Below are 25,042 nucleotides of genomic sequence, written 5' to 3'. Positions count from 1 at the left end.
ATTGTTTTAAAATTCTGTGAACGTTAAATTATGCCGCGCTTCAATGAAGCTATTCTGAATAGTATTCTGATTTATCATATGCGAAATAACGGTGATACTTGGTGATGGTTAATTGCTCAATGATGATTCACTGTTGATATTTTCTACGCAATCAAGGGCTTAAACAAAATTTAATTTGTATTTTATATTGACAGGATCAGCTAGCCTAATTAAAATGCGCCTCCAATTTGGGGCTATAGCTCAGCTGGGAGAGCGCAACACTGGCAGTGTTGAGGTCAGCGGTTCGATCCCGCTTAGCTCCACCATTTTTACTTAACGTTTGTTGCTATTGAACACTTGTTAAGTTACCGGTTAGGCCAAGTGTCGCGTCAGCGACCGACCGGAAGAAGGTTTTGTCCCCTTCGTCTAGAGGCCTAGGACACCGCCCTTTCACGGCGGTAACAGGGGTTCGAATCCCCTAGGGGACGCCATATATTAAGCCCGGCTGATAAATCAGCTGGGCTTTTTTATGCGTTGCAATTGACTCAGATAGCGTAGAAATAACATGAGTGCAGCAGCGGATAAGCCTGAAATAATCCCCATCCAATAGCCTTTTACGCCCAAGTTTGAATATTCGGCAAAGTAATAGCCTACTGGAAATCCAACGATCCAGTAGCTGATCCCGGAAATGATCATTGGCACGGTGGTGTCTTTTAAACCTCTTAAAGCACCACTGATGGACACCTGAATTGCGTCTGAGAGTTGAAAAATGGCCGATAAAAACAATAGCTCGGCGGCCAGTACTATTACCGCACGATCGTCGGTGTAAAACTGAGCGAAATCAGAGGCAAATAAATACATGGTAATGGACGATAAACAGGCGAGGGCGATAGCGACGCTAATTCCTGTTTTTCCGGCAATTTTTACTGACTCAACTTTTTGTCGTCCGGCAAAAAATCCAACGCGAGCTGAAATCGCAATCGATAATCCTAGCGGGATCATATAAGCCATTGACGCAATGTTAATGGCAATTTGATGAGCCGCAACCACTTCTACCTGATAACTACCAATTAACAGACCTATTATTGCAAACATGGCGATTTCCATTCCCACACCCACTCCCATGGGCAGGCCAATGGTGATGATTTCTTTTAGCTGCTTAAAATCAAAAGCGTGCAGCTTGCTGATTATTTCCAGATGACGGTAACGACGGGTGAAGATGGTATAACCAGCCATAGCGATAAACATCACCAGCCAGACTACACTGGTGGCATAACCAACACCCACGGCACCCATTGGCTCAAGGCCAAAGCCACCCCAGATAAACCACAAGTTGAACAAAATATTAAAAGGAATAGCCAGCACCGACACCAGCATTATGGCTCGGTTCGAAAACAAACCTTCGTTACAAAAGCGCAGTGCTAAAAATGCAAATAAAGGGATAATTCCCCAGCTACAGGCTTTAAGATAGCCATCAACCGTTGGCACTATCTCCGATTGAATATCCAGTAATTCCATGACAGGAATACTGTTGAATAACAGATAAATGCAGGGGATAGCTAAAATAAAAGATAACAGCACTGATTGCTGAAACACTACGCCAATTTGCGAGAAATTACCGCGCCCATTTAAATGGGCAACAATTGGGTTTAAGGCGAGGAAGACACCCAGAATAAACACCACAATCGGGTTTAATATATTGGTTCCCACTGCAATTGCCGCCAGGGCTTCCGGGCTGACCCGGCCTGCCATCAATGTGTCAATAACGGCTAAAGACATATGCGACAATTGTGCAAGAATGGCTGGAACGCCGAGTTTTGTCAGTTCATTTAATTCGGTTTTGATCACAACTACAGAAGCCGCTTTATTAAAACGATTGTTATAGCATTGTCATGGATGTATGTCTTGCTTTAAGCACAGGGCAAGGTGAATTATGAGAATTTAAGTGTGTATTTATAGAGTTGTGAACTAACGACTGGTGGATGGTTCACGTAGACTTTCTTCTGTGCGATTAAGTCAATAAGTGAGTTATTAAATCGAAAGATTTCGAAACTCACTGGCGATACGACTCTGCTCCCACATGTCGTTAAATTGCTTTCGGTATTCTCTTACTTTTAGTTTCGCATTAAATGATACCTGTGTTTCAAGCTCTTTATGATTCGATCGATACATAAGCCCGGCATCGTCTACTAGATAATAATTATAGGGCAGATGTTGATAATCGTTGGCAAGCACTTTGATAGAAACATAACTGCTTAAATTTTGAGAAAGATCCACCAGACGGTGATCAATAGACTGTAAGCTAAGAACATCAAAAATCAGAAGACGAATGGTTGATTGTCGACTGCTTCGTGCAAGTTTTGCAAGCGTTTGCTCAATGCTTCTTTGACTCAGTACTCTAGGATCGAGATCAACGCTGAATATATCCACCTGCCGTTTCGCCTGAGAGAACATCTGTTGGCTAACGGCCTGAATTTCTGACAAACGATTAACTCGAAATTCATCGTCTGTTTCACCCAGTTTTGCTGATGATAAGGTTTGTTCTAGAGATTGGTTTGTGTCTACCATGGTCAGTTCCGTTATATCTATTACCGTAAGGTGCGTTTCATGGTTTTGTGTGGAATACCGGCCTCCATAAATACGGGGCCATTGGAGACAAAATTATGACGTTCGTAAAAGTGAATCGCTTGAATTTGCGCATGAAGCTTTACAGGGCTTAGGTGTTCACGGGCGGCGATTTCAACGAGTTTCTCCAATATATGAGAGCCTAAACCAAAACCGCGATAGGGCATTAATACAGAGACCCGGCCAATTTTACCTTCAGGTGTCATTCGCCCTGCGCCAATGGGCTCGTTTTTAAGGTTAGTTACTAATACATGATAACAATCTGGATCTTTACCATCGATTTCTATTTCTTCTGCAACACGCTGTTCGCAAACAAAAACTTTTTGTCTGACTTGTTTCAATAAATGTTGGCTTTCATGCCATTTAACTTCCGAGACGGTAAACTTTTCTGTCATAAATTGCCTCGCTGCAATCTTCTGCAATTGAAATGTGCGTGTTTATTTGGCGTATCAGTTCCACTCCGTTAATCATGCTGTTGAAAATTTAAACACCCTTTATTGATAAGATTAGCAATTCCACTAATAAATTCAACATCTTGCGGCAATTTATTCGACCTGTTACTCAAAATTACACCGTGATTGACCAATTTTCTTATAATATCGCGGTGTTTTATTGGAAATGGCTGTACATTTGCGTTAATTACACAGATATAGTGATTGTCTGACTCGTAGCCTGTGATGCGAGCATTGTCTTCAAGATGTATCGAGCCGGGGGCGTGCTCTAACTTTTCTATGACATTGCGCAACTCTTCTTTAGACAACTCCTCTATTTCTTCTTCAAACGCTGGTCTGCGGGTCACTATTTTGGCAAAGGCCATTTGAAGCTGAGCTGGATTAACTTGTGATAAAGACTCCATGAGCCATGAACTGAGATGGTCAGGCAATTCGGCGCTTTGAAACGTCTGTTCTGGATGATGATCACGATAACGATTTGATTCATATTCGTCGTTTTCCAGAAGATCACTGAGTAATTGCTCGAGAACCATTTGTCTCGATGGGGCTCTAAAGCCAACCGAGTAAGTCAGGCAATCATTAATTGCTGTACCACAGTGTGGAAAACCGGGGGGAATGTATAGTATATCACCGGGGTTTAAAGTGTCATCGATGATGGGAGTAAAGTCTGAGACTTGCTTTAACAGAGGGTGAGGGATTTGGTTCATCAGCGACTCATCATTCGAGCCAACTTGCCAATGGCGTTGCCCCATACCTTGAATCAGAAAAACATCGTATTGATCCACATGTGGCCCGACGCCACCACCCGGTGTGGCAAAACTTACCATTAAGTCATCTCTGCGCCAGTTAGGAATAAAGCTGAACTGCTCTAGTAACTGACAAGCTTGTTCGGACCAGCTATCAACATTTTGTACCAGCAGTGTCCAGTTTTCATCGGGTAGCTGGTGAAAAAATCGCTCATCAAAAGGTCCTTGAATAACATCCCAAGATTTCTTATGAGCGTGGCCTTTGTGTTGAATTATTCGTGATTCGACGTCTTGCTCGAGTGATAAACCGGCGAGTTCTTCTGCCGATATTATATCGCTGAAGTTGGGAAACGCCTGACGAATAATCACAGGCTGTTTTTGCCAATATTTATTCAAAAACTCATTGATAGAAAGAGAACCAAAGGGGGAAGCTGGATCAATGCTCATAATTGCACTGTCTCTGTGATGTTTATCTGCAAAAAGGCCGGTACGAAACCGGCCTGAATTATAATAAGACGTTTAACTCTGGGATTAAATATTTTTCGCTTGCTCAATTGCATTACCAATATAGTTGGCTGGCGTTAATTGTTTCAGCTGTTGCTTCACATCATCGGGTAATTCCAGCCCATCAATAAAGCTTGCCATGCCAGCCTGATCAACTTTTTTACCTCGCGTCAGTTCTTTCAGTTTTTCGTAAGGTTTTTCAATTCCGTAGCGACGCATTACAGTTTGGATCGGCTCGGCTAACAGCTCCCAGTTATTATTCAGCTCATCAAGTAACGATTGACGATTAACTTCCAGTTTGCTGATGCCTTTAAGAGTCGCTTGATAAGCGATTAAAGAATGCGCAACACCGGTACCCAAGGCGCGCAGGGCTGTTGAGTCAGATAAGTCTCTTTGCCAGCGAGAAACCGGTAGTTTTTGTCCTAAATGGGTAAACAGGGCATTGGCAATACCGATATTACCTTCACTGTTTTCGAAATCAATGGGATTGACTTTATGTGGCATGGTTGAGGAGCCAATTTCACCGGCTATGGTTTTTTGTTTGAAATGCCCCAGAGCAATATAGCCCCAAACATCCCGATCAAAATCAAGCAAAATAACGTTGAAACGAGTTAACGCATCAAAATATTCGGCAATGTAATCGTGCGGCTCAATTTGCGTGGTATAGGGATTAAATGTCAGTCCTAAGGATTCGACAAACTGTTGTGAAAACTCTGGCCAGTTAACTTCCGGGTATGCAGAAAAGTGAGCATTGTAGTTGCCAACGGCACCATTAATTTTTCCGAGTATTTCAACGGCTTTAAACTGGGTTAATTGGCGTTGCAGTCGAGCCACTACATTTGCCATTTCTTTGCCCATGGTAGACGGTGAGGCGGGCTGCCCATGGGTGCGAGACATCATGGGAATGTCCGCAAACTCTTCTGTTAGTGACTTGATTGAGTCAATAATTTTGGTCTGATAATTCTCTATCACCTCGGCGGCATCTTTAAGCATCAGTCCATATGACAGATTATTTATATCTTCTGAAGTACAGGCAAAGTGTATAAACTCGCTGACTTGCTTCAGTTCTTCATTGTCACTGGTTTTTTCTTTAAGCAAATACTCAACGGCTTTAACGTCATGATTGGTGGTTTTCTCAATGGTTTTGACTCGCTCGGCATCTTCCAGCGAAAAATTTTCGACCAGTGCGTCCAGTTGTTGATTGGTTTTATCGGAAAATGACGGAACTTCGGTAATTTCTGCAGTAGCGGCCAGTTTTTGTAACCAGCGAACCTCAACGGTTGTGCGGTATTTAATTAAGCCGTATTCACTGAATATTTCGCGCAATTCCATGGTCTTTGAACCATAACGGCCATCAACTGGTGATATTGCGGTAAGTGAAGAGAGTTCCATCAGTATTCCTCAGAAATTATTGGGTCATAGCAAGATGGCGGCATTTTACCATAGTCGTAGCAGGTTGGTAGCACCAGACGGCTATATGGCGATAATTATCATTGAGATGTTGAGTAAGCTATCGCCATTGTTAGAGCTGTAAAAAAGAGAGCTCTTTAACAGTCGATATTTACTCTCTGAGCATAAAAAAGCACAAATTTGTGTAAACCGTAATCGATATTAAAAAAGTTTAAAAAACCTTTTGACAACATCATGGGTGCTATATAGAATGCGCGCCTCTAAACGAGATTGACGTTTTCAGTCCCCTTCGTCTAGAGGCCTAGGACACCGCCCTTTCACGGCGGTAACAGGGGTTCGAATCCCCTAGGGGACGCCATATTTTAAAGCCTGACCTTCGAGTCGGGCTTTTTTATGCCCAGAATTTAACTTTCTTTAAAATCCCTTCTTTTTAAAACACGCTCACAAAGTTACTCTCTGGAGTTAACTGCACTGGTTAATTCGTTAGTCGACTTTTATAATGTAGCGAAACTTGAATAACCATGGAACCCTTATGAGTAGTGCAAATTTGATGTTTAAAAAAGCGTTAGCCATTACAGCACTTGTTGCTTCAAACTTATTAGTAGCTGTAGAAGGTGATGCTGCTAAAGGCAAGGCTAAATCCATGATCTGTGCCAGTTGTCACGGTAAAGATGGCGTAGGAGTATTACCCACTTACCCAAATTTGGCCGGCCAAAAGGCCGCCTATACAGAAATGCAGTTACGGGCATTTCGTGATGGTCAGCGTAAAAATATGGTGATGACACCAATGGCTAAACCTTTATCCGATCAAGATATTCTTAATTTAGCCGCTTATTATGAATCACTGCCGGCTAAAAAATAATGGATGCCTTTGAATTACTGTTAAATAGAAGTTCTTTTGGAAAACTTGAAGCGCCTGCGCCAAGCAAAGAACAAATGGAGCTGGTTTACCGGGCTGCATTACGTGCGCCGGATCACGCTGGCTTACGTCCCTGGAAGTTTTTGGTTTATCAAGATGAGCACGCGTTAAAGAAGTTAGGTGAGTCGTTCCTCGAAGCCAAGTTAAAGCAAAATCCTGAGCTGCCTGAAGCTAAGCAACAAAAAGCGTTAAATATGCCGTTTCGGGCACCCATGATTATCATTGCAGTCACCGAGTATCAGGAACATAAAAAGGTGCCTGAAGTGGAGCAGGTGGTTTCATGCGGCTGTGCGGTTCACGGGATGCTTTATGCCTTACAGGCTTTGGGTTTTTCCGGTTACTGGCGCACGGGTGATCTTGCGTTCAATCCCTATTTAAAACAATCTTTAGGGATTAAGCCGAGTGATGAAATTGCCGGGTTCTTATACATAGGTACACCAAAGGTACGCATCAATAAACCGGATCAGGCAAATCCTGAAGATTACTTTTTTGTACAATAACACTGTTTAACCATCATACAGGTCAATACTGTGTTAAGTAGCCTTTCGTGCTAAGCTGCGACGATGAATAAATCTTTTAACTTGCATAAATTGATAGTATCGCTTGTCGTACTTGCGCTCATTCAGAGTAATCTAGTGCTCGCTGTGTCTATTATCAGTTTTGATATGCCGGTTATAAGTAATTCTACCAATGAAGTTTCCGCCAACTCTAGACAGGGTTGTCACAGCGATTATCCTGCGAAAAGCGAAGTAAGTGAAAAACAGTGCAGTCCGGAAAAGATTTTATGTTTCCAGTTTTGTGTTTTTCTCCCACCCAACACAGACCTTCTATTGCATCAACATTATATTTTTAATCAATTAAAGCAGAGTTATTCTGTGATCAATAATACTCCAGCCAAAGTCTATCGTCCCCCCAAGTCTTTTGTTTAATTCAAATACTTAAAAAATTATTTATTAAACTGACTTATTGATTCAGGGGATACCTGTATGAAAACAACGTTAGTCACAAACAAAAAAGAAACATTCGTATACAAAAATACAATGGCAGTGATTGGGGTGAGTCCCTTTAATAGCTATTTTTCGACCGAACGTATTGAGAACCTTTACAGTTGGGCCTGTCGAAATTTTTCTCAAGTTCGGTTGTACATACCGGATTTACCAACATCATTTACTCTTAGGGCTCTTGGTTATGAGCCATCGAAAGCTGAAAAAAAAGCGCGCCGCCAGTGTAATTATTTAAAGAATAAAATTAAGCGTGCTTTGTCTCAACTGGATTTAAATGATGACAAAGTAGAGTCATTAATAATCGATCACAGTTATCTTGATAACAATCATTCTTACCTGAATTACTATCAACAACTATACAGATTGTTTGAAAAGGATAAGGCGTTTAGAGAAGGGTGCCTAAACAGTTCAAAGTGGGTGCTTTGTAATCAGATTGATGACAAAAGTAATTTAACTGAAGATATGCTTGTGATGGGAGCCCATTATTTTATGGCTGAATTACCAATGTTTTTATTCGCAGCTGATATTTTGCAGCATACTCCCAGTGTGTTTTGTTATCACCAGTGCCCTGAGTTTCTACGAGATATTTATCGTGGAGATTATGATGATCTATTGAGTAAACTGGATGGGTATGAACAATATTATCCTGAACAGGGATTTCTTATTGTAGAGTAATCGTTAAAACACTCTGGGGTTTAAAAAGACTCCCAGAGTTTACCGGGCTTACGTTCGGCTTGCTCTTCATCTCGCAGCTTGTGGACTCGCTTATACTTTTCTTCTTCAAATGCGCGACTTTCTGAGTGGCTTTCGGGCTTTTTATCGAATTCTATTAAAAACTTGTCCATTTCACTGACGTAGTTTCTGTCGATACTCATAAAAGGCTCCTAATTGTTTAAACCAAGCTTTTTCACTATAAGACAAAGTTAAGCCGAATTGCCAGTATTTAAGTATGAAATAGCTGTATTTACATCACAGCTATTTCATTTTTTACATCTAGGCTTTTAGTTTTGCTAGCGTATCCACAAGGTTTTTAGTGATGCGATCCACCGACGCCTGACGTTTTTCACTGGCTAATTGCCCATCGTCTGTAATGGCATCTTGTGCTTTAGGGATCGCAACTTGATCGGCTGTAACGGTGGTGCCAATACCACTGAGTAATATACGAAGGTGATTTAATCCTCTCAAACCACCAAATGCACCCGGCGATGTTGCGAATAAAGTGGCGTACTTACCTTTAAAGCTTTCAAGCATGCCTTCACCATCGGCTTGACGTGATGCCCAGTCCACTATATTTTTAAGTACCCCAGAATAGGCGCCATTGTATTCCGGAGAGGCGATCAAAAAGCCATCGGACTCATTCATTAATTGCTTAAATTTTAGTGCGTTTGGATGAATACCGTCTTTTGACTCATCGTCTTCATTAAAAAGTGGCATAGGGTAGTCATTTAACTCAACCAAAGTCACTTCTGCGCCAGCTTTTTCGGCGGATTTCGCAATAATTTTGGCTAGCTTTTTGTTGTAGGAATCTTTACGTAAACTGCCAGCAAACGCTAATATTTTAACTGTCATTATGTAACCTTTTAAAACCTAAATAGTGTTTAAAATTCTGCTGATTTTGGTGCCCGTGGAAATGGGATTACATCACGGATATTTTTAATACCGGTTGCATAGGCTACCATGCGTTCAAAGCCTAACCCAAACCCTGAATGAGGGACTGTGCCGTAGCGACGTAAATCGCGGTACCACCAATAATCATCTTTATTCAGATCCATGGCATTTAAGCGGGCATCAAATACATCCAGCCGTTCTTCACGTTCACTGCCACCAATAATCTCACCGATACCGGGTGCTAATACATCCATCGCCGCGACGGTTTTTTCATCGTCGTTTAAACGCATATAAAATGCTTTAATATCTTTCGGGTAATTCATTAAAATAATTGGGCGGCCGACATGCTCTTCAGCGAGGTAACGTTCATGTTCAGACTGAAGATCAACACCCCATTCAACGGGGTATTCAAATGACTTACCGCTGTTTTTAAGAATGTTTACCGCATCTGTGTATTCCATTCGCTCAAAGTCTTGTTCAACGATTTGTTCCAACCGGGAAATACAGGTTTTATCGACCCGTTGTGCGAAAAAGGCCATATCGTCCTGACGTTCATCGAGAACAGCCTTACAGATGTATTTCAGCATACTTTCGGCTAAGTCAGCATTTTCTGGTAATTTTGCGAAAGCAACTTCGGGCTCAACCATCCAGAATTCAGCCAAATGGCGGCTGGTGTTTGAGTTTTCTGCACGAAATGTGGGACCAAATGTATATACTTTTGACATGGCCAAGCAGTAACTTTCAACATTTAATTGCCCTGAGACGGTTAAAAAAGCTTCTTTGCCAAAAAAGTCTTGTGAAAAATCGATATCGCCTTTGTCGGTACGTGGAAGATTATTAAGATCTAAAGTTGAAACCCTGAATAATTCACCGGCACCTTCTGCATCTGAGGCGGTAATTAAAGGGGTATGGATCCAGTTAAATCCACGTTGATGATGAAATCGATGGATTGCCTGTGCGAGTGAATTTCGGACGCGGGTCATGGCGCCAATAATATTGGTACGAGGTCTTAGGTGGGCATTTTCTCGCAAAAACTCCATGGTATGGGGTTTGGGCTGGATAGGGTAGGTTGCCGGATCTTCAACCCAGCCTAGCACTTGCAGTTCTTTTGCCTGCATTTCAAAAGACTGACCTTTACCTTGTGACTCGACAACGGTGCCAAAGACTTCAATGGAGCAGCCAGTGGTCAACTTTGTTACTTCACTGTCGTAATTGGGTAACTTATTGTCTGCCACCACCTGTAATGTGCCAAAGCAGGAGCCATCATGGATATTGATAAATGAAAAGCCGCCTTTTGAGTCTTTTTTTGTTCTGACCCATCCTTTGACGGTCACGTCTGAGCCAGCGGAGGCTTTACCCGCTAAAAATTCAGCAACGCTCAGTGCAGTCATAGTTGTAGTTACTCCAATAAGTTCTAAATTATGGGTTATTCGGCAGGAGAAAGGTTTGCCAGAACCCGGTTGATGATTGTTTCTCTTTGTTCATCACTCATCGATCGCCACTGTACGATTTCGTCTAGCGTCCGGTGGCAACCCTGACAAACATCATTACCCGAGTCTGTTGCTTCTAGCTTACAGACCCCAATACAGGGTGATTTTATCGGCTGTTGCACCATGTGTGAACTCTACCCAATAGAAAAGCCCGATATGTTACCTCGACTGCTCTTTAAGTACCACCGTCAGGCTTATAATTTAATTAACTATTTGTTTTCTTTAAATATTCAAATAATAAGCTAATCTTATTTCATAGAAAGGATCTGTAGCCGGATGATATTTAAGGCTTTGCTACGGACAAAAGGCTTTTAGGAAGTAACTAAAAGCAGGCGTATCGTTTCAATAAATGGGTAGCCTAGTCATGCGGGATAATCAATCGAGCCAGTATCAACAAGCCATAACTCAAGCATTGGATAGCACTCGGGATCTGGTGTTGGTTTGTGATAAGTCCGGTGAAATATTAGTCGCCAATCGAATTGCTCGTGAAATTTTCGAGATACCGGTTAATCATAACCCTAATATTACCCGTTGTTTTAAGTTTATCGATCATTATACCAATGAGTTTATAGAGCCCTCCCTGGATAAGCTTTTAAATGCTGAATATCTGGAATCATTAGAGCATCAAGCTTTTCTCGTAACACCCTCTGGTACTGAAATAGCATTTAATATAACTATGTCTGAACTGTATCAGTCGAAGGGTGACATTATGCCGGAACACTTCGTGATTGTGGTGCATGATGAAACTCAAACGTATCGATTAAAACAGTCGGTTAACTTTCATCGCAAACACGATTTATTAACCGGCGTTGCCAATAGAGTGGAATTTGAAAAGCAGTTGATGGAGTCGCTGCAAGACACCCGTTTAAATAAAGGGCAGCACTCGCTGTGTATGATTAAGATGGAGCAAATTAAGCTTGTTAATGACTCTGCCGGTCATCTTGCTGTGTGTGAATTATTAAAAGCCTACTCCGACATGTTGAAGCAGCAGATTCGCGCAAATGATCTATTAGCAAGGATCTCAAATGATGAGTTTGCATTGTTATTATGGCAGGTTGATCCAATAGTAGCCGAAAGAGTGGCAACCAAAATTTTAGCTTCGGTTAGGGATTTTTCATTTGAGTGGCAACAATCGGAATATCTAATTACTACCAGTATTGGGATTGTTGAAGTAAATGATGCTGCCGAGTCCTGGGCTCAGCTCATCAGCTGTGCAGATTTGGCTTGTCTACAAGCAAAGCAGAAAGGTCAGAACCGCTGCGCCATTTATTCTCCTATAACAGAAGATATTAAGAGCCATAAAACCAGTGTTGCCTGGGTAGGAAAGATTATTAAAGCAGTAAAATCTGATCAGTTCGAACTCTATCAACAGCCTATTTACAGCTTAACCGATAATACCCATCTTGATCATTGTGAGCTGTTATTAAGGATGCGAGATGGAAAGGGGGGTATTATTAATCCTGGTGCTTTTCTAATGGCGGCCGAAAAGTACGACATGATTAATGTAATCGATCGCTGGGTGGTTATGAACAGCTTTGTCTGGCTTTGTGAAAATAGGGATATATCGCTTGATCACATTAATATAAATTTATCGGGTATCAGTCTAACCCAGCCTGAGTTCTTAGGTTATGTGCATGACTTAGTTGAGGCTTATCTGGTACCTGTAGAGAAGGTTTGTTTTGAAATTACAGAAACAGCCGCGGTAGAAAATGTTAAAAAAGCACGCGAGTTTATTACTTCTATGCGCAGTTTGGGCTGTCGAATTGCGCTTGATGATTTTGGAACCGGTATGGCGTCTTTTTCTTATTTAAAAAACTTACCGGTCGATTTTGTTAAAATTGATGGTGAGTTTGTGAAGGAAATTCATCAGGATAAAATCTCACGCAGTATGGTTAAGTCTATTAATGACGTGGCTCATGAAATGGAACTGCAAACAGTGGCTGAATACGTTGAGAATAAGGAAGTTGCAGTTGTATTGAGGGATATGGGGATCGATTTTGGTCAAGGTTATGGCTTGGCTGTGCCATCGCCAATTAACACAATTATTGAATCTACCGCTCAATCGGAATATGCTAGCGACCATTCTAAACTGGCCTAATTTAAATTATTCATGTTCCAAAATACCACTGACTTTACACTTTATTACGATAATAAGCCTGAGTACTATCAATCATTGGTTGCACAGTTGTCTGCATTGTTAAGCATTGAGCGTGACCCAGTGACCAATATGGCACAAACATCGGCTTTCATCTTTCAGTCGATACCTGAGTTGAATTGGGCTGGTTTCTATCTAAATGACAAGGATACTCAGCTTAAACTGGGCCCGTTTCAGGGAAAGGTCGCGTGTGTTCACATTCCTTTCGGTAGAGGCGTTTGTGGAAGTGTGGCTCAAACCAGAGAGGCCGTTTGTGTTAATAATGTGCATCAGTTTGAAGGACATATAGCCTGTGATAGCGCATCTAATGCCGAAATTGTTATACCCATCATTGTTGATGATAAGCTTATTGGTGTACTTGATATTGATAGTCCCAAAGTGGACCGGTTTACCAATGAAGATGTTGCTGGAATGGAATTGCTGGTGGCTTCCTTTATAGAAGCCACACAAATTTAGATTCTAATGAACTATCGTTAACGCTCTGGATGAAAGTAAAAATTCAGAGCCTTTTTTAAGGCATCGGGCAGTTCTGGAAGTGCCGAACGAGGCAGTAAAAATGTCGATAAGCTAAATAAATCTTTAAAGAATCGATTGTTTTCAGTGGTTTGCCTAAGATAATCAGAACCACTTGAACCACCAGTACCAATTTTACTACCAAGCATTCGTTGCACCATAATGACATGACGATAACGCCAGGTAGTAAAATGCTCATCAATTTCCGTCAAAGTCATCAATAGGCGAAAGGGTAGTTGAAACATGGGCTCATCACGGTAAAGGTTAATAAAAACAGCGCCCAGCATGGCTTTTTGACTGAATCTGAATTTATCTTCTTTTTTCAACTCAAGATACTTTTCTTCATCGAGCAGTGCATCGAAACTGGCTCGGGTAGTTTTTAGATCTTTAAGTTGAAACTCTTTATCTTTGTCACTCAAATACTCGTTATTAATGATGATTTCTTCATCACTATTGAGCATTTTATCAACTGCTTCACCGTAAGCTTTCCAGAACTGAAACTCGCCAAATTCGAAGAAAGGAATACGCTCCAACCACTTTTCAACACAGTCGAAAAGGCTTGGCTGTTGTTCTAACGATTGCAAGTGATTACGATCTTTCTCATTTAATCGTTGATAGAAAGAGGCTTGATCAAAGTTAATTCGATACTTTGATTTTAGACCCAGCAGTATTTCAATTTCTTTAAATTGAATGCTCTGAAATCCAGAGGCTGGTACCAAATAGTCTCGAAAATCGAGAAAGTCCAGCGGTGTCATGGTTTCCATAATCCGGATTTGATCGATCAATAACTTTTGAATGGACTCAATTCTTTCCAGCCGACTGACGATTCTGCCCAAAGACTGTTCAGGTATGTGCTTTTGATTAAACTCACCATAAATGGCATTCATTTCATGTAATATTTGTTTAAACCAAAGTTCATACGCTTGATGCACAATAATAAATAGCATCTCTTCGTGAGCTTCTTCACCGTATTTGGGGCTTTCAGGATGTTGGCTATCCAGCAATTTATCCAGCTGCAGGTAATCTGAGTAATAGCAGGGTGTTGTATTTCTTTGCATTGCGCACATAGGGTAACTCTTATATCTCAGTATGTAATATTTGATAACGTGAACAGTTTAACATTAACGATTTTCAATATATCGTTTTCTGGTAATTTATTGCAAAAAAGATATAATCGTCGCTCATAGCCTAGCTCTTAAATTAATCATTACTTCATACACAAGGATGCGTTAAATGGTTCGTCTTTTTGGGCACTATATCCCTAGAGCCTTGTTTCTATTACTGGCACTGGAGTTTGTAGTACTCTTTTTAAGTGTGCACCTGGCTTCAGAAATACGTCTGCCAGACTTAAATACACACCCTGAGCTTTTTAAGCAGTTTAACTTTAAAGCCGCCATTTTTTCACTGATTCATATTGTTGTGATGATAGCCGTCGGATTGTATCGACGAAATCATCGTGGCTCATTCACCTTAATTATTTCCCGGTTGTTCTGGTCTGTCTGCATTGCATTTGGCGCAATGAGTATTCTGTTTTATATATTCCCAAATATTTTTATTGGTCGGGGCGTCTTTGCATTAAGCTTGGTTTTTGGCTTTTTCTTCCTAGTTACAACTCGATATGTATTTTCTGTAATAGCCGATAAAGAACTGTTTCGCTCACGTATACTTATTTTGGGTACAGGTGATAGGGCAAAACAGCTGTTAAGATTAAAGCGAAAAAGTGACTGGCATGGATTAAAGTTGGTTGGCTTTGTACACCTTAAGGGCGATGTTGATAAAGTCGATGATGATTCTCTGGTAATACGCTCTGAAGATACTTTGGCTAAAATGATAGAGCGCTATGGTATCGATGAACTGGTGATTGCAGTAGACGATACCCGTAAAAATTATCCCGTGAATGATATTATAGAGTTAAAACTGTCAGGCCTTAGAATTACCGATGTTACCGAGTTCTTTGAACGTCAAACTGGGCGGATGGAAATCGACACTTTATCACCTAATCAGGTGATATTTTTTGAAGGATTTCATACCGATTATCTCCGTGAGGCACTAAAACGGTTATTTGATATATTGGTCAGTGTCATATTCTTGATATGTTCAATTCCTATCTGCATCGTTTTGTATATTTTGATAAAGCGAGAGTCAGGGTGGAAAGATCCGGTTATTTATAATCAGATACGAACAGGCCAAAATGGAGTGCCTTTTACGGTTTATAAGTTTCGAAGCATGGTGATTGACGCTGAAAAAAACGGGCCGCAGTTTGCTGCTAAAAATGATGCAAGGGTAACTCGAGTAGGGGAGATCATGCGTAAAACCCGACTCGATGAGATCCCGCAAATGTGGAATGTTCTAAAAGGTGATATGAGTTTTGTCGGGCCCCGTCCAGAGCGGCCGGAGTTTGTTGCCGACCTGAATAAAAAAATTCCTTATTACAATATGCGTCACCGGGTAAAACCAGGCATCACAGGTTGGGCACAAATCTGCTATCCTTATGGTGACAATGATGAAGACGCAAAGCAGAAGTTGCAGTTTGATCTCTATTACATTAAAAACTTCAGTCTGTTCTTAGATTTGACGATATTGCTGCAAACGATACAGGTTATCGTTTGGCAAAAAGGCTCTCGCTAAATAGGGTGTTAAGGAGAAGTAATGTACGATTCATACTACAAATTAAAAGGAAAGCCATTTCAGTTAGCGCCAGATCCTTTTTTCTTCTTTGGCAGCAGTACTCACAAACGTGCGCTGGCCTATTTGCGTTATGGATTATCACAAGGCGAAGGTTTTATTATTGTCACTGGCGATGTCGGCACTGGTAAAAGCACACTGGTTCGCACATTATTTGGCTCCCTAGAAAATAAAAAAGACATTGTCGCCGGAGAGCTGGTAAACACCCAACTCGACTCTGCGGATATCTTAAGAATGGTCGCTGCAACCTTTGGTTTAGCCCATAAATCCAGTGAAAAAACCTCTTTAATTAAAAACCTGGAAAACTTTTTCATCTCTCGTCAACGGGAAGGAAAGCGTTGCATGTTAGTGGTGGATGAAGCTCAAAACCTGCCGCTTGAAAGCCTTGAAGAATTAAGGATGTTGTCGAATTTGCATTGCGATGGAAAAACGTTGCTGCAAATATTTTTGTTAGGCCAGTCTGAGTTTCGTGAAAACCTTGCTGTTCCCCATCTGGAGCAGGTAAGACAGCGTATTACAGCCTCTTACCATTTGGCTCATTTGAGCGCAGAAGAAACACAAGCATACATAGAACATCGGCTTAAGAAAGTTGATTGGTCTGATAATCCTGTTTTTACCGCAGAAGCTTATCAGCAAATCTTTGAGTTTACTGAAGGCATACCCCGACGAATCAACACCATATGTGACAGACTTTTGCTATATGGATTTCTGGAAGAAAAACATCGAATTGATGGTGAGATTGTTAATACCGTTGCAGAGGAAATTGCCATTGAGCAGCCAGATGTGGTCAAAGACAAACAAGCGCCGGAAACCATCAGTGGTAAGAGGTCAGCATCTAAACCAATCGAGACGGGGTCAGAATTAGAAAAACGTTTAATGATGCTTGAAGCGGAAATGGACGTTCTGAAAAAGCGCTTTAAAAAAGAGCGTGAGTATATGAGGAAAATTGTACAAATTAGTTTAAATTTTGATGATGAAGATTAATCAATTGGTAATATTGTAAGCACTTAGCAATTATTTCTTATTCAAATCAATCTTGGTTTCAAGTATTAAGTGCAATTTAAATTACAAAGAAACATACAGGTAATAAAAAAGGGAGCAAATGCTCCCTTTTTTATTACCTGATAGCTTTTATTTTCTATCGTTCAGTTTTACGTATTTACGCTCTTTTGGGCCATTGTATAACTGACGAGGGCGGCCAATTTTTTGATTCGGCTCGCTGATCATTTCACTCCACTGAGCAACCCAGCCAACTGTTCTGGCAAGTGCAAATATTACGGTGAACATATTGGTTGGAATGCCAATGGCTGACAAAATAATGCCTGAGTAAAAATCGACATTGGGGTATAGCTTTTTGGAAACAAAATACTCATCTTCCAATGCGATTTTTTCAAGCTCCATAGCCACTTTTAGTATTGGGTCGTCTTTTGCGCCCATGGCTTCAAGTACTTCATGGGCACTTTCTCGCATTACTTTGGCACGTGGATCAAAGTTCTTATAAACGCGATGACCAAAGCCCATCAGTCGGAAGGGATCATCTTTATCTTTTGCCCGGGCAATGTACTCTGGAATGTTTTTAACATCGCCAATTTCATGCAGCATTTTCAAACAGGCTTCATTGGCACCACCATGAGCAGGACCCCATAAGCTGGCAATACCGGCTGCTATGCAAGCAAAAGGATTTGCACCCGATGAACCGGCAAGGCGTACGGTAGAGGTAGAACAGTTTTGTTCATGATCCGCATGCAGGGTGAAAATACGATCCATGGCTTTTACAAGAACAGGATTCGGTTTGTCATCCGTAGAGGGCATTGAAAACATTTGATTTAAGAAGTTTTCTGCGTAACTCATTTCGTTTCTTGGGTAAACGAAAGGAAAGCCCATTGAATATCGATAACACATTGCAGCAATTGTCGGAACTTTAGCAATCAGTCTGAACGCACTGCGACGTCGATGTCTTGGATTATTGATATCTAATGAATCATGGTAAAACGCTGAAAGCGCACCAACAACACCAACCATAACCGCCATTGGATGGGCGTCACGTCGGAAACCATTGAAAAAATGAGTCAGTTGCTCGTGCAACATGGTGTGATTGTTCAGCTCTTCAAGAAACTCTTCTTTTTCAGTCTTGTTTGGCAAATCGCTATTGAGTAATAAATAGGCGACTTCCATAAAATCGGAATGAACGGCTAAGTCTTCAATTGGGTAGCCGCGATAAAGAAGGACGCCATTAGCGCCATCTATAAACGTGATTTTGGACTCACAAGAAGCGGTCGACATAAATCCAGGATCATAGGTGAATACGCCTTCTTTAACCAGTCCAGTGATATCGAGAACATCATTCCCAAGAACTGGCTGATAAACCGGCAACTCAATCTCTTTACCAGTGTGTAATTTGAGTTTGGCGGTATTTTGTCCCATTCGATGACTCCTTAGTCAATTTCATAACATGATGAAAATGTCGTGCTGCAAAAAATTGGTGTAACTATAGGTGGCAGAATATTTTTGTCAATGCCACAATGCGTCAAAACCCTCTAAAGCGATTAATATTTATCCAAAATCACAAAGTTTTTTCGCAAAGCACAAATCCATTTGTAAACAAGCAGTTGCGGCTATATAATTTGCGCAAACTTGCGTGGTCGCCATGCTAATCTATAGTTAGTATAGCTCAGCATTGTCTCATTTATTGCAACAACACGCAGTAAAACTGCAACAACGCTCGTTATTTGCAACATTAGGAGAGTGCCAACTGCACTCTATTTGGCTAAACACACAATTAAAGAAAGTTATCAGCCGTGAATAAGCAAAGACCTGTAAATCTCGATCTCACATCGATGAGTTTTCCGGTAACCGCTATCTCGTCTATTCTGCATAGAATCACAGGCGTATTTCTAGTTATCGGGATCCCCGTATTACTCTGGATGCTAGGTAAATCACTTGCCTCTGAGCAAGGGTTTAATGAAGCATCTTCCTTCGTGGCCGCCGGATTCGGCAAACTGCTGTTCTGGGCCATATTATCGTCTATCGGTTTCCATATTATTGCTGGTTTACGTCATTTATTGATGGATGCCGGTATTGGTGAGTCACTAGAAGGCGGAATGCGCGGAGCAACCATTGTATTGGTGCTAGGTGTATTACTCGCCATCGGCCTGGGAGTCTGGTTATGGTAACTACAGTAACAAGTTTAGGCCGTAGTGGGCTGCATGACTGGTTTATACAGAGACTTAGCGCTGTCGTGATGACGGCGTTTACCGTTTATCTTTGCTGGTTTTTGGTCAGTAATCCTGAGTTGCAATACCAACAGTGGTTGGCTTTTTTTAGTCAGCCTGTGGTGAAAGTGTTTGCCACACTAACGCTTATTTTAATGAGTTTGCATATCTGGGTTGGCATGTGGATAGTTTCTACCGATTATCTGAAACCACTGGGTATACGTATGGTATTTCAGGCAGCGTTAATCATTTACTGCCTGATCGTGATTTTTTGGGGCATTCAGATTTTTTGGAGTGTATAAATGGGAATTCCAGTTTATACCTATGACGCGGTAATTGTTGGTGGTGGTGGTGCAGGCATGAGAGCATCACTCCAACTGGCACAATCCGGTCAAAAAGTAGCATTAATTTCAAAAGTATTTCCAACGCGTTCTCATACCGTTTCTGCTCAAGGTGGCATCACTGTCGCGCTTGGTAACTCGCACGAGGATGATTGGCGCTGGCATATGTACGACACAGTAAAAGGCTCAGATTACATTGGTGATCAAGATGCTATCGAATATATGTGTCAAAACGGCCCTGCAACAGTTTATGAACTGGAGCATATGGGTTTACCATTTTCCCGCCAAGATGACGGAAAAATCTACCAACGTCCGTTTGGAGGTCAATCAAAGAATTTTGGTGGTGACCAGGCGGCTCGTACAGCAGCAGCAGCGGATCGTACCGGTCACGCATTGCTGCACACACTCTATCAGCAAAATCTAGCCGCCAATACTCAGTTTTTTAATGAGTGGCTTGCTATTGATCTGGTCACTAATGATGACGGCGATGTTGCAGGTGTTATCGCCATGTCCATCGAAACTGGCGAAGTCGCCATGTTTAAAGCTCGGGCAACGGTGTTTGCAACGGGTGGTTCTGGACGGATTTATCAGTCAACAACCAATGCATTAATCAATACCGGTGATGGTGTTGGTATGGCTCTTCGAGCCGGTATTCCTGTACAGGATATTGAAATGTGGCAGTTCCATCCAACCGGAATTGCTGGTGCAGGCGTGCTAGTTACAGAAGGGTGCCGCGGTGAAGGTGGCTACCTGATTAATAAAGACGGTGAGCGCTTTATGGAGCGTTATGCGCCAAATGCTAAAGATTTGGCCAGCCGTGACGTAGTAGCTCGTTCAATGACGAAAGAGATTTTAGAAGGTCGAGGTTGTGGGCCCGATGGTGATCATGTTTATCTTAAGCTTGATCATTTAGGTGAAGAAACTCTGAATAAACGTTTGCCGGGTATTTTGGAGTTATCCCGTACATTTGGCCATGCCGACCCAATTAAAGAGCCAATTCCTGTTGTACCAACTTGTCACTATATGATGGGTGGGATACCTACTAACAAATACGGTCAGGTCATCACCCGTGGCGAAAACAGTAACGAAGATAAAGTCGTGAAAGGTTTTTATGCGGTAGGCGAATGTGCCTGTGTATCGGTTCATGGTGCCAATAGACTGGGTGGTAACTCATTGCTTGATTTGGTTGTGTTTGGTCGTGCTGCCGGTATGCATCTTGAAGAGTCTTTGCGTGAAGGGTTACCGTTTGCTGAGTTTTCTGATGACAATCTAGAGGCGTCACAATCCCGATTAGCGCGATGGGACGAGTCTGAAAAAGGGGAAGACCCTGCGAAGATTAAAGCGGATATGCAGAAAACTATGCAGAACAGTTTTGGTGTATTCCGTACTGGCGACTTAATGGACAAAGGTTTAGAAGAGCTTGAGCAAATCAGTGAGCGACTGAAAAATGCGGTTATGAGTGATAAAAGTAAAGCCTATAACACTCAACGTGTTGAATGTCTTGAGCTTGATAATCTAATGGCGGTTGCTCGTGCTACAGCTAAAGCAGCTGCATTTAGAACTGAAAGTCGTGGTGCTCACAGTCGGGAAGATTACCCGGATCGCGACGATGAAAATTGGTTGGTTCACTCGCTTTATTTCCCAGAGAGTGGAGCAATGAAAACTCGGGATGTGAATATGAAGCCAGTGACCATGGATCCGTTCCCACCCAAGGTAAGAAGCTATTAAAAGGCAGGTATCGACTCATATGAAATTTTCAATTTACCGATACAACCCGGAAACAGATAATGCACCTAAAATGCAGGATTACGAACTGGATATTGCTGAAGGTTCAGACATCATGTTGCTTGATGCATTAATGATGTTAAAAGACAAAGATCCGACGTTGGCATTTCGACGCTCTTGTCGAGAAGGGGTATGCGGCTCAGATGGTTTGAACATTAACGGTAAGAATGGCCTGGCCTGTATTACACCAATCTCTTCTCTAGGCTCTAAAGTGACTGTGCGTCCTTTACCTGGATTGCCAGTGGTTCGAGATTTGGTTGTGGATATGGCTCAATTTTATAAGCAATACGAAAAAATTAAGCCTTTTTTACAAAATAAGGATGAGCCACCTGCGAAAGAGCGGTTACAGTCACCGGAAGATCGCGAAAAACTTGACGGTTTGTACGAGTGCATTCTTTGCGCTTGTTGCTCAACTTCCTGTCCATCATTTTGGTGGAATCCTGATAAGTTTGTAGGACCAGCAGGTCTTTTACAGGCGTATCGATTCCTCGCTGACAGTCGAGATACCGAACAAGATTCCCGTTTGGCCGATCTTGATGATGCCTACAGCGTTTTCCGCTGTCGGGGCATTATGAATTGCGTTAGTGTATGTCCAAAAGGCTTGAATCCTACTAAAGCGATAGGACATGTTCGTTCAATGCTTCTGTCCAGAGGTGTGTAAAAGCTGATATTATTGAAACTTCAGCTATTATTACTTCAAAACTTACGCTTTGTTAGCGGTTGCTTTCAAAGCGTAAGTTGTTTCATTTTGCTGTTTAAAATAACGTAAAAGTCTGCAAATCATGGAAAAAACCCTTCAAGAACAGTTCGCTGCCAGCTTTTTAACTGGGGGTAGTGCTGCCTATCTCGAGGAAATTTACGAACAATACCTCGATGATCCCTCATCCATTGATGAAAGCTGGAAATCAAAGTTCGATGCTTTTCATGAATCCAGTGATTCAAACGGTCAGCCTGCAGACATCGCTCATTCTGATATCCAGAATTATTTTAGACAGATTGGCTTAAATAAACACCGCTTAGCCTCAACATCCAGTTCCGGCGATAAGTCGTTTGATGCTAAACAGGTTAATGTCCTTGAGCTGATTCAAGCTTATCGTGCCCATGGTCATCAGTACGCATCCCTAGATCCCCTTGGAATTTGGAAGCAGGCAACGATTGATCATCTTGACTTAGCTAAATACGGATTATCAAAGTTGGATTTTGATACCGAATTCCGTACCGGCTCTATGTACGGCGCCGTAGCCAAACCATTAAAACAAATTATCAGTGAACTGGACTCAACCTATTGCAGAACGATTGGCTCTGAATTTATGCACATCAGTGATCCTGGTCAAAAACAATGGATCCAGGAGCGACTAGAAAGTTCATTAGCCAAGCCAGATTTAGCCAATGACGTAAAGAAACAAATTTTATCTGCGTTAAGTGCTGCAGAAGGTCTGGAAAAATATTTACATAACAAATTTCCTGGCGCAAAACGATTTTCTCTTGAAGGCGGCGATAGCTTAATGCCGATGCTTGAGGAAATAATTCAACGTGGTGGCAGCGCTGGTGTAAAAGAAATTGTTCTGGGTATGGCACATCGAGGTCGATTAAATGTGCTGGTTAATTTAATGGGTAAAAAACCAGAAGAACTGTTTGCAGAATTTGCCGGTAAAAAGAATATTGAAAGTGGATCTGGCGATGTTAAGTATCATCAAGGCTTTTCATCCGATATCAACACACCCGGGGGCGTCGTGCATGTGGCATTGGCATTTAACCCTTCACATCTGGAAATTGTTTCCCCGGTTATAGAAGGTTCGGTACGTGCTCGATTAGAACGTCGAAAAGATGACAGTTTTTCTCAAGTACTGCCTGTAGTAATTCATGGTGACGCTGCCATTACCGGACAGGGTGTTGTCATGGAAACCTTCAATATGTCACAGGCCAGAGGCTACACCACTGGTGGCAGTGTGCATATTGTTATCAATAATCAGGTTGGTTTTACTACCAGTAAGCCACAGGACACCCGCTCGACCACTTATTGCACTGATGTTGCAAAAATGATTGAAGCACCAATCTTTCATGTAAATGGTGATGATCCTGAAGCAGTGGTATTTGTCACTCAATTGGCATTGGATTTTCGTGCCACATACAAAAAAGATGTTGTGATCGATTTGGTTTGTTATCGCCGCCATGGACACAATGAAGCGGATGAGCCAAGAGCGACTCAACCGTTAATGTATGAAAAAGTTCGCAAACACCCAACCACACGAAAAGTATACGCAGAGCAATTAGCCAAAGAAGGGGTGATCGACGACGGCTATGCCAATTCTTTATCCAGTGAGTACCGGGATAAAATGGATGAAGGCAAAAATGTTGTAAGCAACTGGTTACCGATGCAACAACATGAGTTTACGGTCGACTGGACACCTTATGCCAATACCGATTGGCAAATGCCCACGGTTACATCTCTTGCTCAAGAACAATTTGATCGTTTGGCAAAACAAATATCAACAGTACCCGACGAGTTAACATTACAAACTCAAGTGAAACGTCTGATGACAGACCGTCAGAAAATGGCAAATGGTGAAATCCCAATGGATTGGGGCTTTGCAGAAACTATGGCCTATGCATCCATTCTTGATGATGGCTATCGCGTAAGATTATCCGGTCAGGACAGTGGCCGAGGAACCTTTTTCCACCGACACTCTGTTTTGCATGATCAAAAAACAGGTGACACTTATTTACCATTGAATAATGTCAGTGAAAACCAGGCTCCTTTCGATGTTATTGACTCTGTACTTTCAGAAGAGGCGGTTTTAGCTTTTGAATACGGTTACTCAACCACAGAGCCAAGATCGCTAGTCATTTGGGAAGCTCAGTTTGGCGACTTTGCCAATGGCGCTCAAGTTGTTATCGATCAATTTATTAGTTCTGGCGAACATAAGTGGGGTCGTCTATGCGGACTGGTGATGTTACTTCCTCATGGTTATGAGGGGCAAGGACCGGAACATTCTTCGGCGCGTTTAGAACGTTTCTTGCAACTTTGTGCAGAACACAACATGCAAGTGTGTGTGCCGAGTACGCCTTCACAAGTGTTTCATATGCTACGTCGTCAAATGATACGAAAGTGGCGAGCTCCGTTGGTGGTTATGTCACCAAAAAGCTTATTGCGTCATCGTCTTGCGACAAGCAATGCTGATGAATTGATCAGTGGTAAGTTTGAAACAGTTATCGACGAAATTGATAACTTGAATAAAGATAAAGTTACACGAATTGTGCTGTGTTCCGGCAAGGTTTATTTTGACTTACTGGAAAAAAGACGCGCTGAAGAACTCGATGATGTAGCAATAATTCGAATTGAACAACTTTATCCTTTTCCTAAACATTTAAAAGATGTTATCGCTGAATATAAAAATGCGAAAGAGTTCATCTGGTGTCAGGAAGAGCCTAAAAATCAGGGCGCCTGGTATTCCAGTCGCCATAATTTCCAAGCATCGTTACCTAAAGATGGTTACATTGAATACGCTGGCCGTTCTGCTTCAGCAGCACCAGCGACAGGTCACGCATCAAAGCATGTTGAGCAACAACGCGCACTTGTTGATAAAGCGTTAGGCTTAAACGCGAAATAAATT

The 25,042-nt window shown here is 41.8% G+C and carries 24 protein-coding genes and 3 tRNA genes; 16 read left to right on the top strand and 11 right to left on the bottom strand.

Annotated elements, in window-relative coordinates:
- The first annotated feature begins 229 nt into the window (after positions 1-229).
- Together C8D97_RS10490 and C8D97_RS10485 are read left to right on the top strand one after the other, a co-directional pair.
- Positions 230-305, top strand: a tRNA-Ala gene (locus C8D97_RS10490).
- 89 nt (positions 306-394) lie between these two features.
- A tRNA-Glu gene (locus C8D97_RS10485) sits at positions 395-470 on the top strand.
- A 22-nt stretch (positions 471-492) separates the two neighbouring features.
- Here C8D97_RS10485 and C8D97_RS10480 read toward each other — a convergent pair.
- From C8D97_RS10480 to purB, 5 genes are all read right to left on the bottom strand, one after another.
- Positions 493-1,827, bottom strand: coding sequence for an MATE family efflux transporter (locus C8D97_RS10480; RefSeq protein ID WP_109763728.1), 1,335 nt, complete (start codon positions 1,825-1,827; stop codon positions 493-495).
- Between the two features lie 183 nt (positions 1,828-2,010).
- A complete protein-coding gene (locus C8D97_RS10475; protein ID WP_109763727.1) occupies positions 2,011-2,547 on the bottom strand; it encodes a DUF7931 domain-containing protein in 537 nt (178 codons plus the stop codon).
- 20 nt (positions 2,548-2,567) lie between these two features.
- Entirely contained in the window at positions 2,568-2,999 is a 432-nt protein-coding gene (locus C8D97_RS10470; RefSeq protein WP_109763726.1) for a GNAT family N-acetyltransferase, read from the bottom strand.
- Positions 3,000-3,067: 68 nt separating this feature from the next.
- The gene (locus C8D97_RS10465; RefSeq protein ID WP_109763725.1) at positions 3,068-4,249 is read right to left on the bottom strand and encodes a cupin domain-containing protein; all 1,182 of its coding nucleotides are present in this window, start codon (positions 4,247-4,249) and stop codon (positions 3,068-3,070) included.
- 84 nt (positions 4,250-4,333) lie between these two features.
- On the bottom strand, positions 4,334-5,698 hold the full coding sequence (purB, locus tag C8D97_RS10460) for an adenylosuccinate lyase (RefSeq protein ID WP_109763724.1): 1,365 nt from the start codon (positions 5,696-5,698) through the stop codon (positions 4,334-4,336).
- 300 nt (positions 5,699-5,998) lie between these two features.
- Between purB and C8D97_RS10455 the strand changes: the two genes are divergently transcribed.
- From C8D97_RS10455 to C8D97_RS10435, 5 genes are all read left to right on the top strand, one after another.
- Positions 5,999-6,074: transfer RNA gene (locus C8D97_RS10455), tRNA-Glu, on the top strand.
- Positions 6,075-6,248: 174 nt separating this feature from the next.
- Positions 6,249-6,578 carry a c-type cytochrome gene (locus tag C8D97_RS10450; protein WP_245411433.1) on the top strand — a complete coding sequence of 110 codons (330 nt, stop codon included), beginning with the start codon at positions 6,249-6,251 and terminating at the stop codon, positions 6,576-6,578.
- Positions 6,578-7,135 carry a nitroreductase family protein gene (locus C8D97_RS10445; RefSeq protein ID WP_109763723.1) on the top strand — a complete coding sequence of 186 codons (558 nt, stop codon included), beginning with the start codon at positions 6,578-6,580 and terminating at the stop codon, positions 7,133-7,135. The genes C8D97_RS10450 and C8D97_RS10445 overlap by 1 nt, the downstream gene beginning before the upstream one ends.
- Positions 7,136-7,198: 63 nt before the next feature.
- Positions 7,199-7,564 (top strand): hypothetical protein, encoded by a 366-nt coding sequence (locus C8D97_RS10440; RefSeq protein WP_109763722.1) that lies wholly within the window; start codon positions 7,199-7,201, stop codon positions 7,562-7,564.
- A 57-nt stretch (positions 7,565-7,621) separates the two neighbouring features.
- Positions 7,622-8,314, top strand: coding sequence for a tRNA-dependent cyclodipeptide synthase (locus tag C8D97_RS10435; RefSeq protein ID WP_109763721.1), 693 nt, complete (start codon positions 7,622-7,624; stop codon positions 8,312-8,314).
- 20 nt (positions 8,315-8,334) lie between these two features.
- On the opposite strand, the gene C8D97_RS10430 is transcribed toward C8D97_RS10435, so the two are convergent.
- From C8D97_RS10430 to C8D97_RS10415, 4 genes are all read right to left on the bottom strand, one after another.
- On the bottom strand, positions 8,335-8,514 hold the full coding sequence (locus C8D97_RS10430) for a CBU_0585 family protein (protein ID WP_109763720.1): 180 nt from the start codon (positions 8,512-8,514) through the stop codon (positions 8,335-8,337).
- 118 nt (positions 8,515-8,632) lie between these two features.
- On the bottom strand, positions 8,633-9,208 hold the full coding sequence (locus C8D97_RS10425) for an NADPH-dependent FMN reductase (protein WP_109763719.1): 576 nt from the start codon (positions 9,206-9,208) through the stop codon (positions 8,633-8,635).
- Between the two features lie 29 nt (positions 9,209-9,237).
- Positions 9,238-10,638: an asparagine--tRNA ligase gene (gene asnS, locus C8D97_RS10420; RefSeq protein ID WP_109763718.1), complete on the bottom strand. Its 1,401-nt coding sequence runs from the start codon at positions 10,636-10,638 to the stop codon at positions 9,238-9,240.
- A 35-nt stretch (positions 10,639-10,673) separates the two neighbouring features.
- Positions 10,674-10,862 carry a DUF1289 domain-containing protein gene (locus C8D97_RS10415; protein WP_210204917.1) on the bottom strand — a complete coding sequence of 63 codons (189 nt, stop codon included), beginning with the start codon at positions 10,860-10,862 and terminating at the stop codon, positions 10,674-10,676.
- Between the two features lie 224 nt (positions 10,863-11,086).
- On the opposite strand from C8D97_RS10415, the gene C8D97_RS10410 reads away from it, so the two are divergent.
- The gene (locus tag C8D97_RS10410) at positions 11,087-12,835 is read left to right on the top strand and encodes a putative bifunctional diguanylate cyclase/phosphodiesterase (RefSeq protein WP_109763717.1); all 1,749 of its coding nucleotides are present in this window, start codon (positions 11,087-11,089) and stop codon (positions 12,833-12,835) included.
- Between the two features lie 12 nt (positions 12,836-12,847).
- Positions 12,848-13,348 (top strand): GAF domain-containing protein, encoded by a 501-nt coding sequence (locus C8D97_RS10405; RefSeq protein WP_109763716.1) that lies wholly within the window; start codon positions 12,848-12,850, stop codon positions 13,346-13,348.
- 17 nt (positions 13,349-13,365) lie between these two features.
- Here C8D97_RS10405 and C8D97_RS10400 read toward each other — a convergent pair whose 3' ends face one another.
- Entirely contained in the window at positions 13,366-14,472 is a 1,107-nt protein-coding gene (locus C8D97_RS10400; RefSeq protein WP_245411432.1) for a tryptophan 2,3-dioxygenase family protein, read from the bottom strand.
- A gap of 166 nt (positions 14,473-14,638) precedes the next feature.
- On the opposite strand from C8D97_RS10400, the gene C8D97_RS10395 reads away from it, so the two are divergent.
- A complete protein-coding gene (locus tag C8D97_RS10395) occupies positions 14,639-16,033 on the top strand; it encodes a TIGR03013 family XrtA/PEP-CTERM system glycosyltransferase (protein WP_109763715.1) in 1,395 nt (464 codons plus the stop codon).
- Between the two features lie 21 nt (positions 16,034-16,054).
- Positions 16,055-17,074, top strand: a complete 1,020-nt coding sequence (locus C8D97_RS10390; RefSeq protein ID WP_109763714.1) for an XrtA/PEP-CTERM system-associated ATPase — start codon at positions 16,055-16,057, stop codon at positions 17,072-17,074.
- Positions 17,075-17,221: 147 nt separating this feature from the next.
- Here the strand turns inward: C8D97_RS10390 and gltA are convergent, their stop codons facing one another.
- Positions 17,222-18,514 carry a citrate synthase gene (gltA, locus tag C8D97_RS10385; RefSeq protein WP_109763713.1) on the bottom strand — a complete coding sequence of 431 codons (1,293 nt, stop codon included), beginning with the start codon at positions 18,512-18,514 and terminating at the stop codon, positions 17,222-17,224.
- 374 nt (positions 18,515-18,888) lie between these two features.
- Between gltA and sdhC the strand changes: the two genes are divergently transcribed.
- The 5 genes from sdhC to C8D97_RS10360 all read left to right on the top strand — a co-directional run bounded on the left by sdhC (position 18,889) and on the right by C8D97_RS10360 (position 25,039).
- Entirely contained in the window at positions 18,889-19,263 is a 375-nt protein-coding gene (gene sdhC, locus C8D97_RS10380) for a succinate dehydrogenase, cytochrome b556 subunit (protein ID WP_109763712.1), read from the top strand.
- Positions 19,257-19,604: a succinate dehydrogenase, hydrophobic membrane anchor protein gene (sdhD, locus tag C8D97_RS10375; protein ID WP_245411431.1), complete on the top strand. Its 348-nt coding sequence runs from the start codon at positions 19,257-19,259 to the stop codon at positions 19,602-19,604. Before sdhC ends, sdhD begins: the two co-directional genes overlap by 7 nt.
- On the top strand, positions 19,605-21,371 hold the full coding sequence (gene sdhA, locus C8D97_RS10370) for a succinate dehydrogenase flavoprotein subunit (RefSeq protein WP_109763710.1): 1,767 nt from the start codon (positions 19,605-19,607) through the stop codon (positions 21,369-21,371). It begins immediately after the preceding gene.
- 19 nt (positions 21,372-21,390) lie between these two features.
- Entirely contained in the window at positions 21,391-22,089 is a 699-nt protein-coding gene (locus C8D97_RS10365) for a succinate dehydrogenase iron-sulfur subunit (RefSeq protein WP_109763709.1), read from the top strand.
- Between the two features lie 121 nt (positions 22,090-22,210).
- Complete coding sequence (locus C8D97_RS10360; RefSeq protein WP_109763708.1) at positions 22,211-25,039, top strand: 2-oxoglutarate dehydrogenase E1 component; 2,829 nt, start codon at positions 22,211-22,213, stop codon at positions 25,037-25,039.
- Positions 25,040-25,042: the final 3 nt, after the last annotated feature.

The sequence above is a fragment of the Pleionea mediterranea genome (assembly GCF_003148745.1).
GTDB lineage: Bacteria > Pseudomonadota > Gammaproteobacteria > Enterobacterales > Kangiellaceae > Pleionea > Pleionea mediterranea.
Note: the sequence above shows the minus strand (reverse complement) of the source record. Positions and strands in the feature narration are given on the sequence as shown.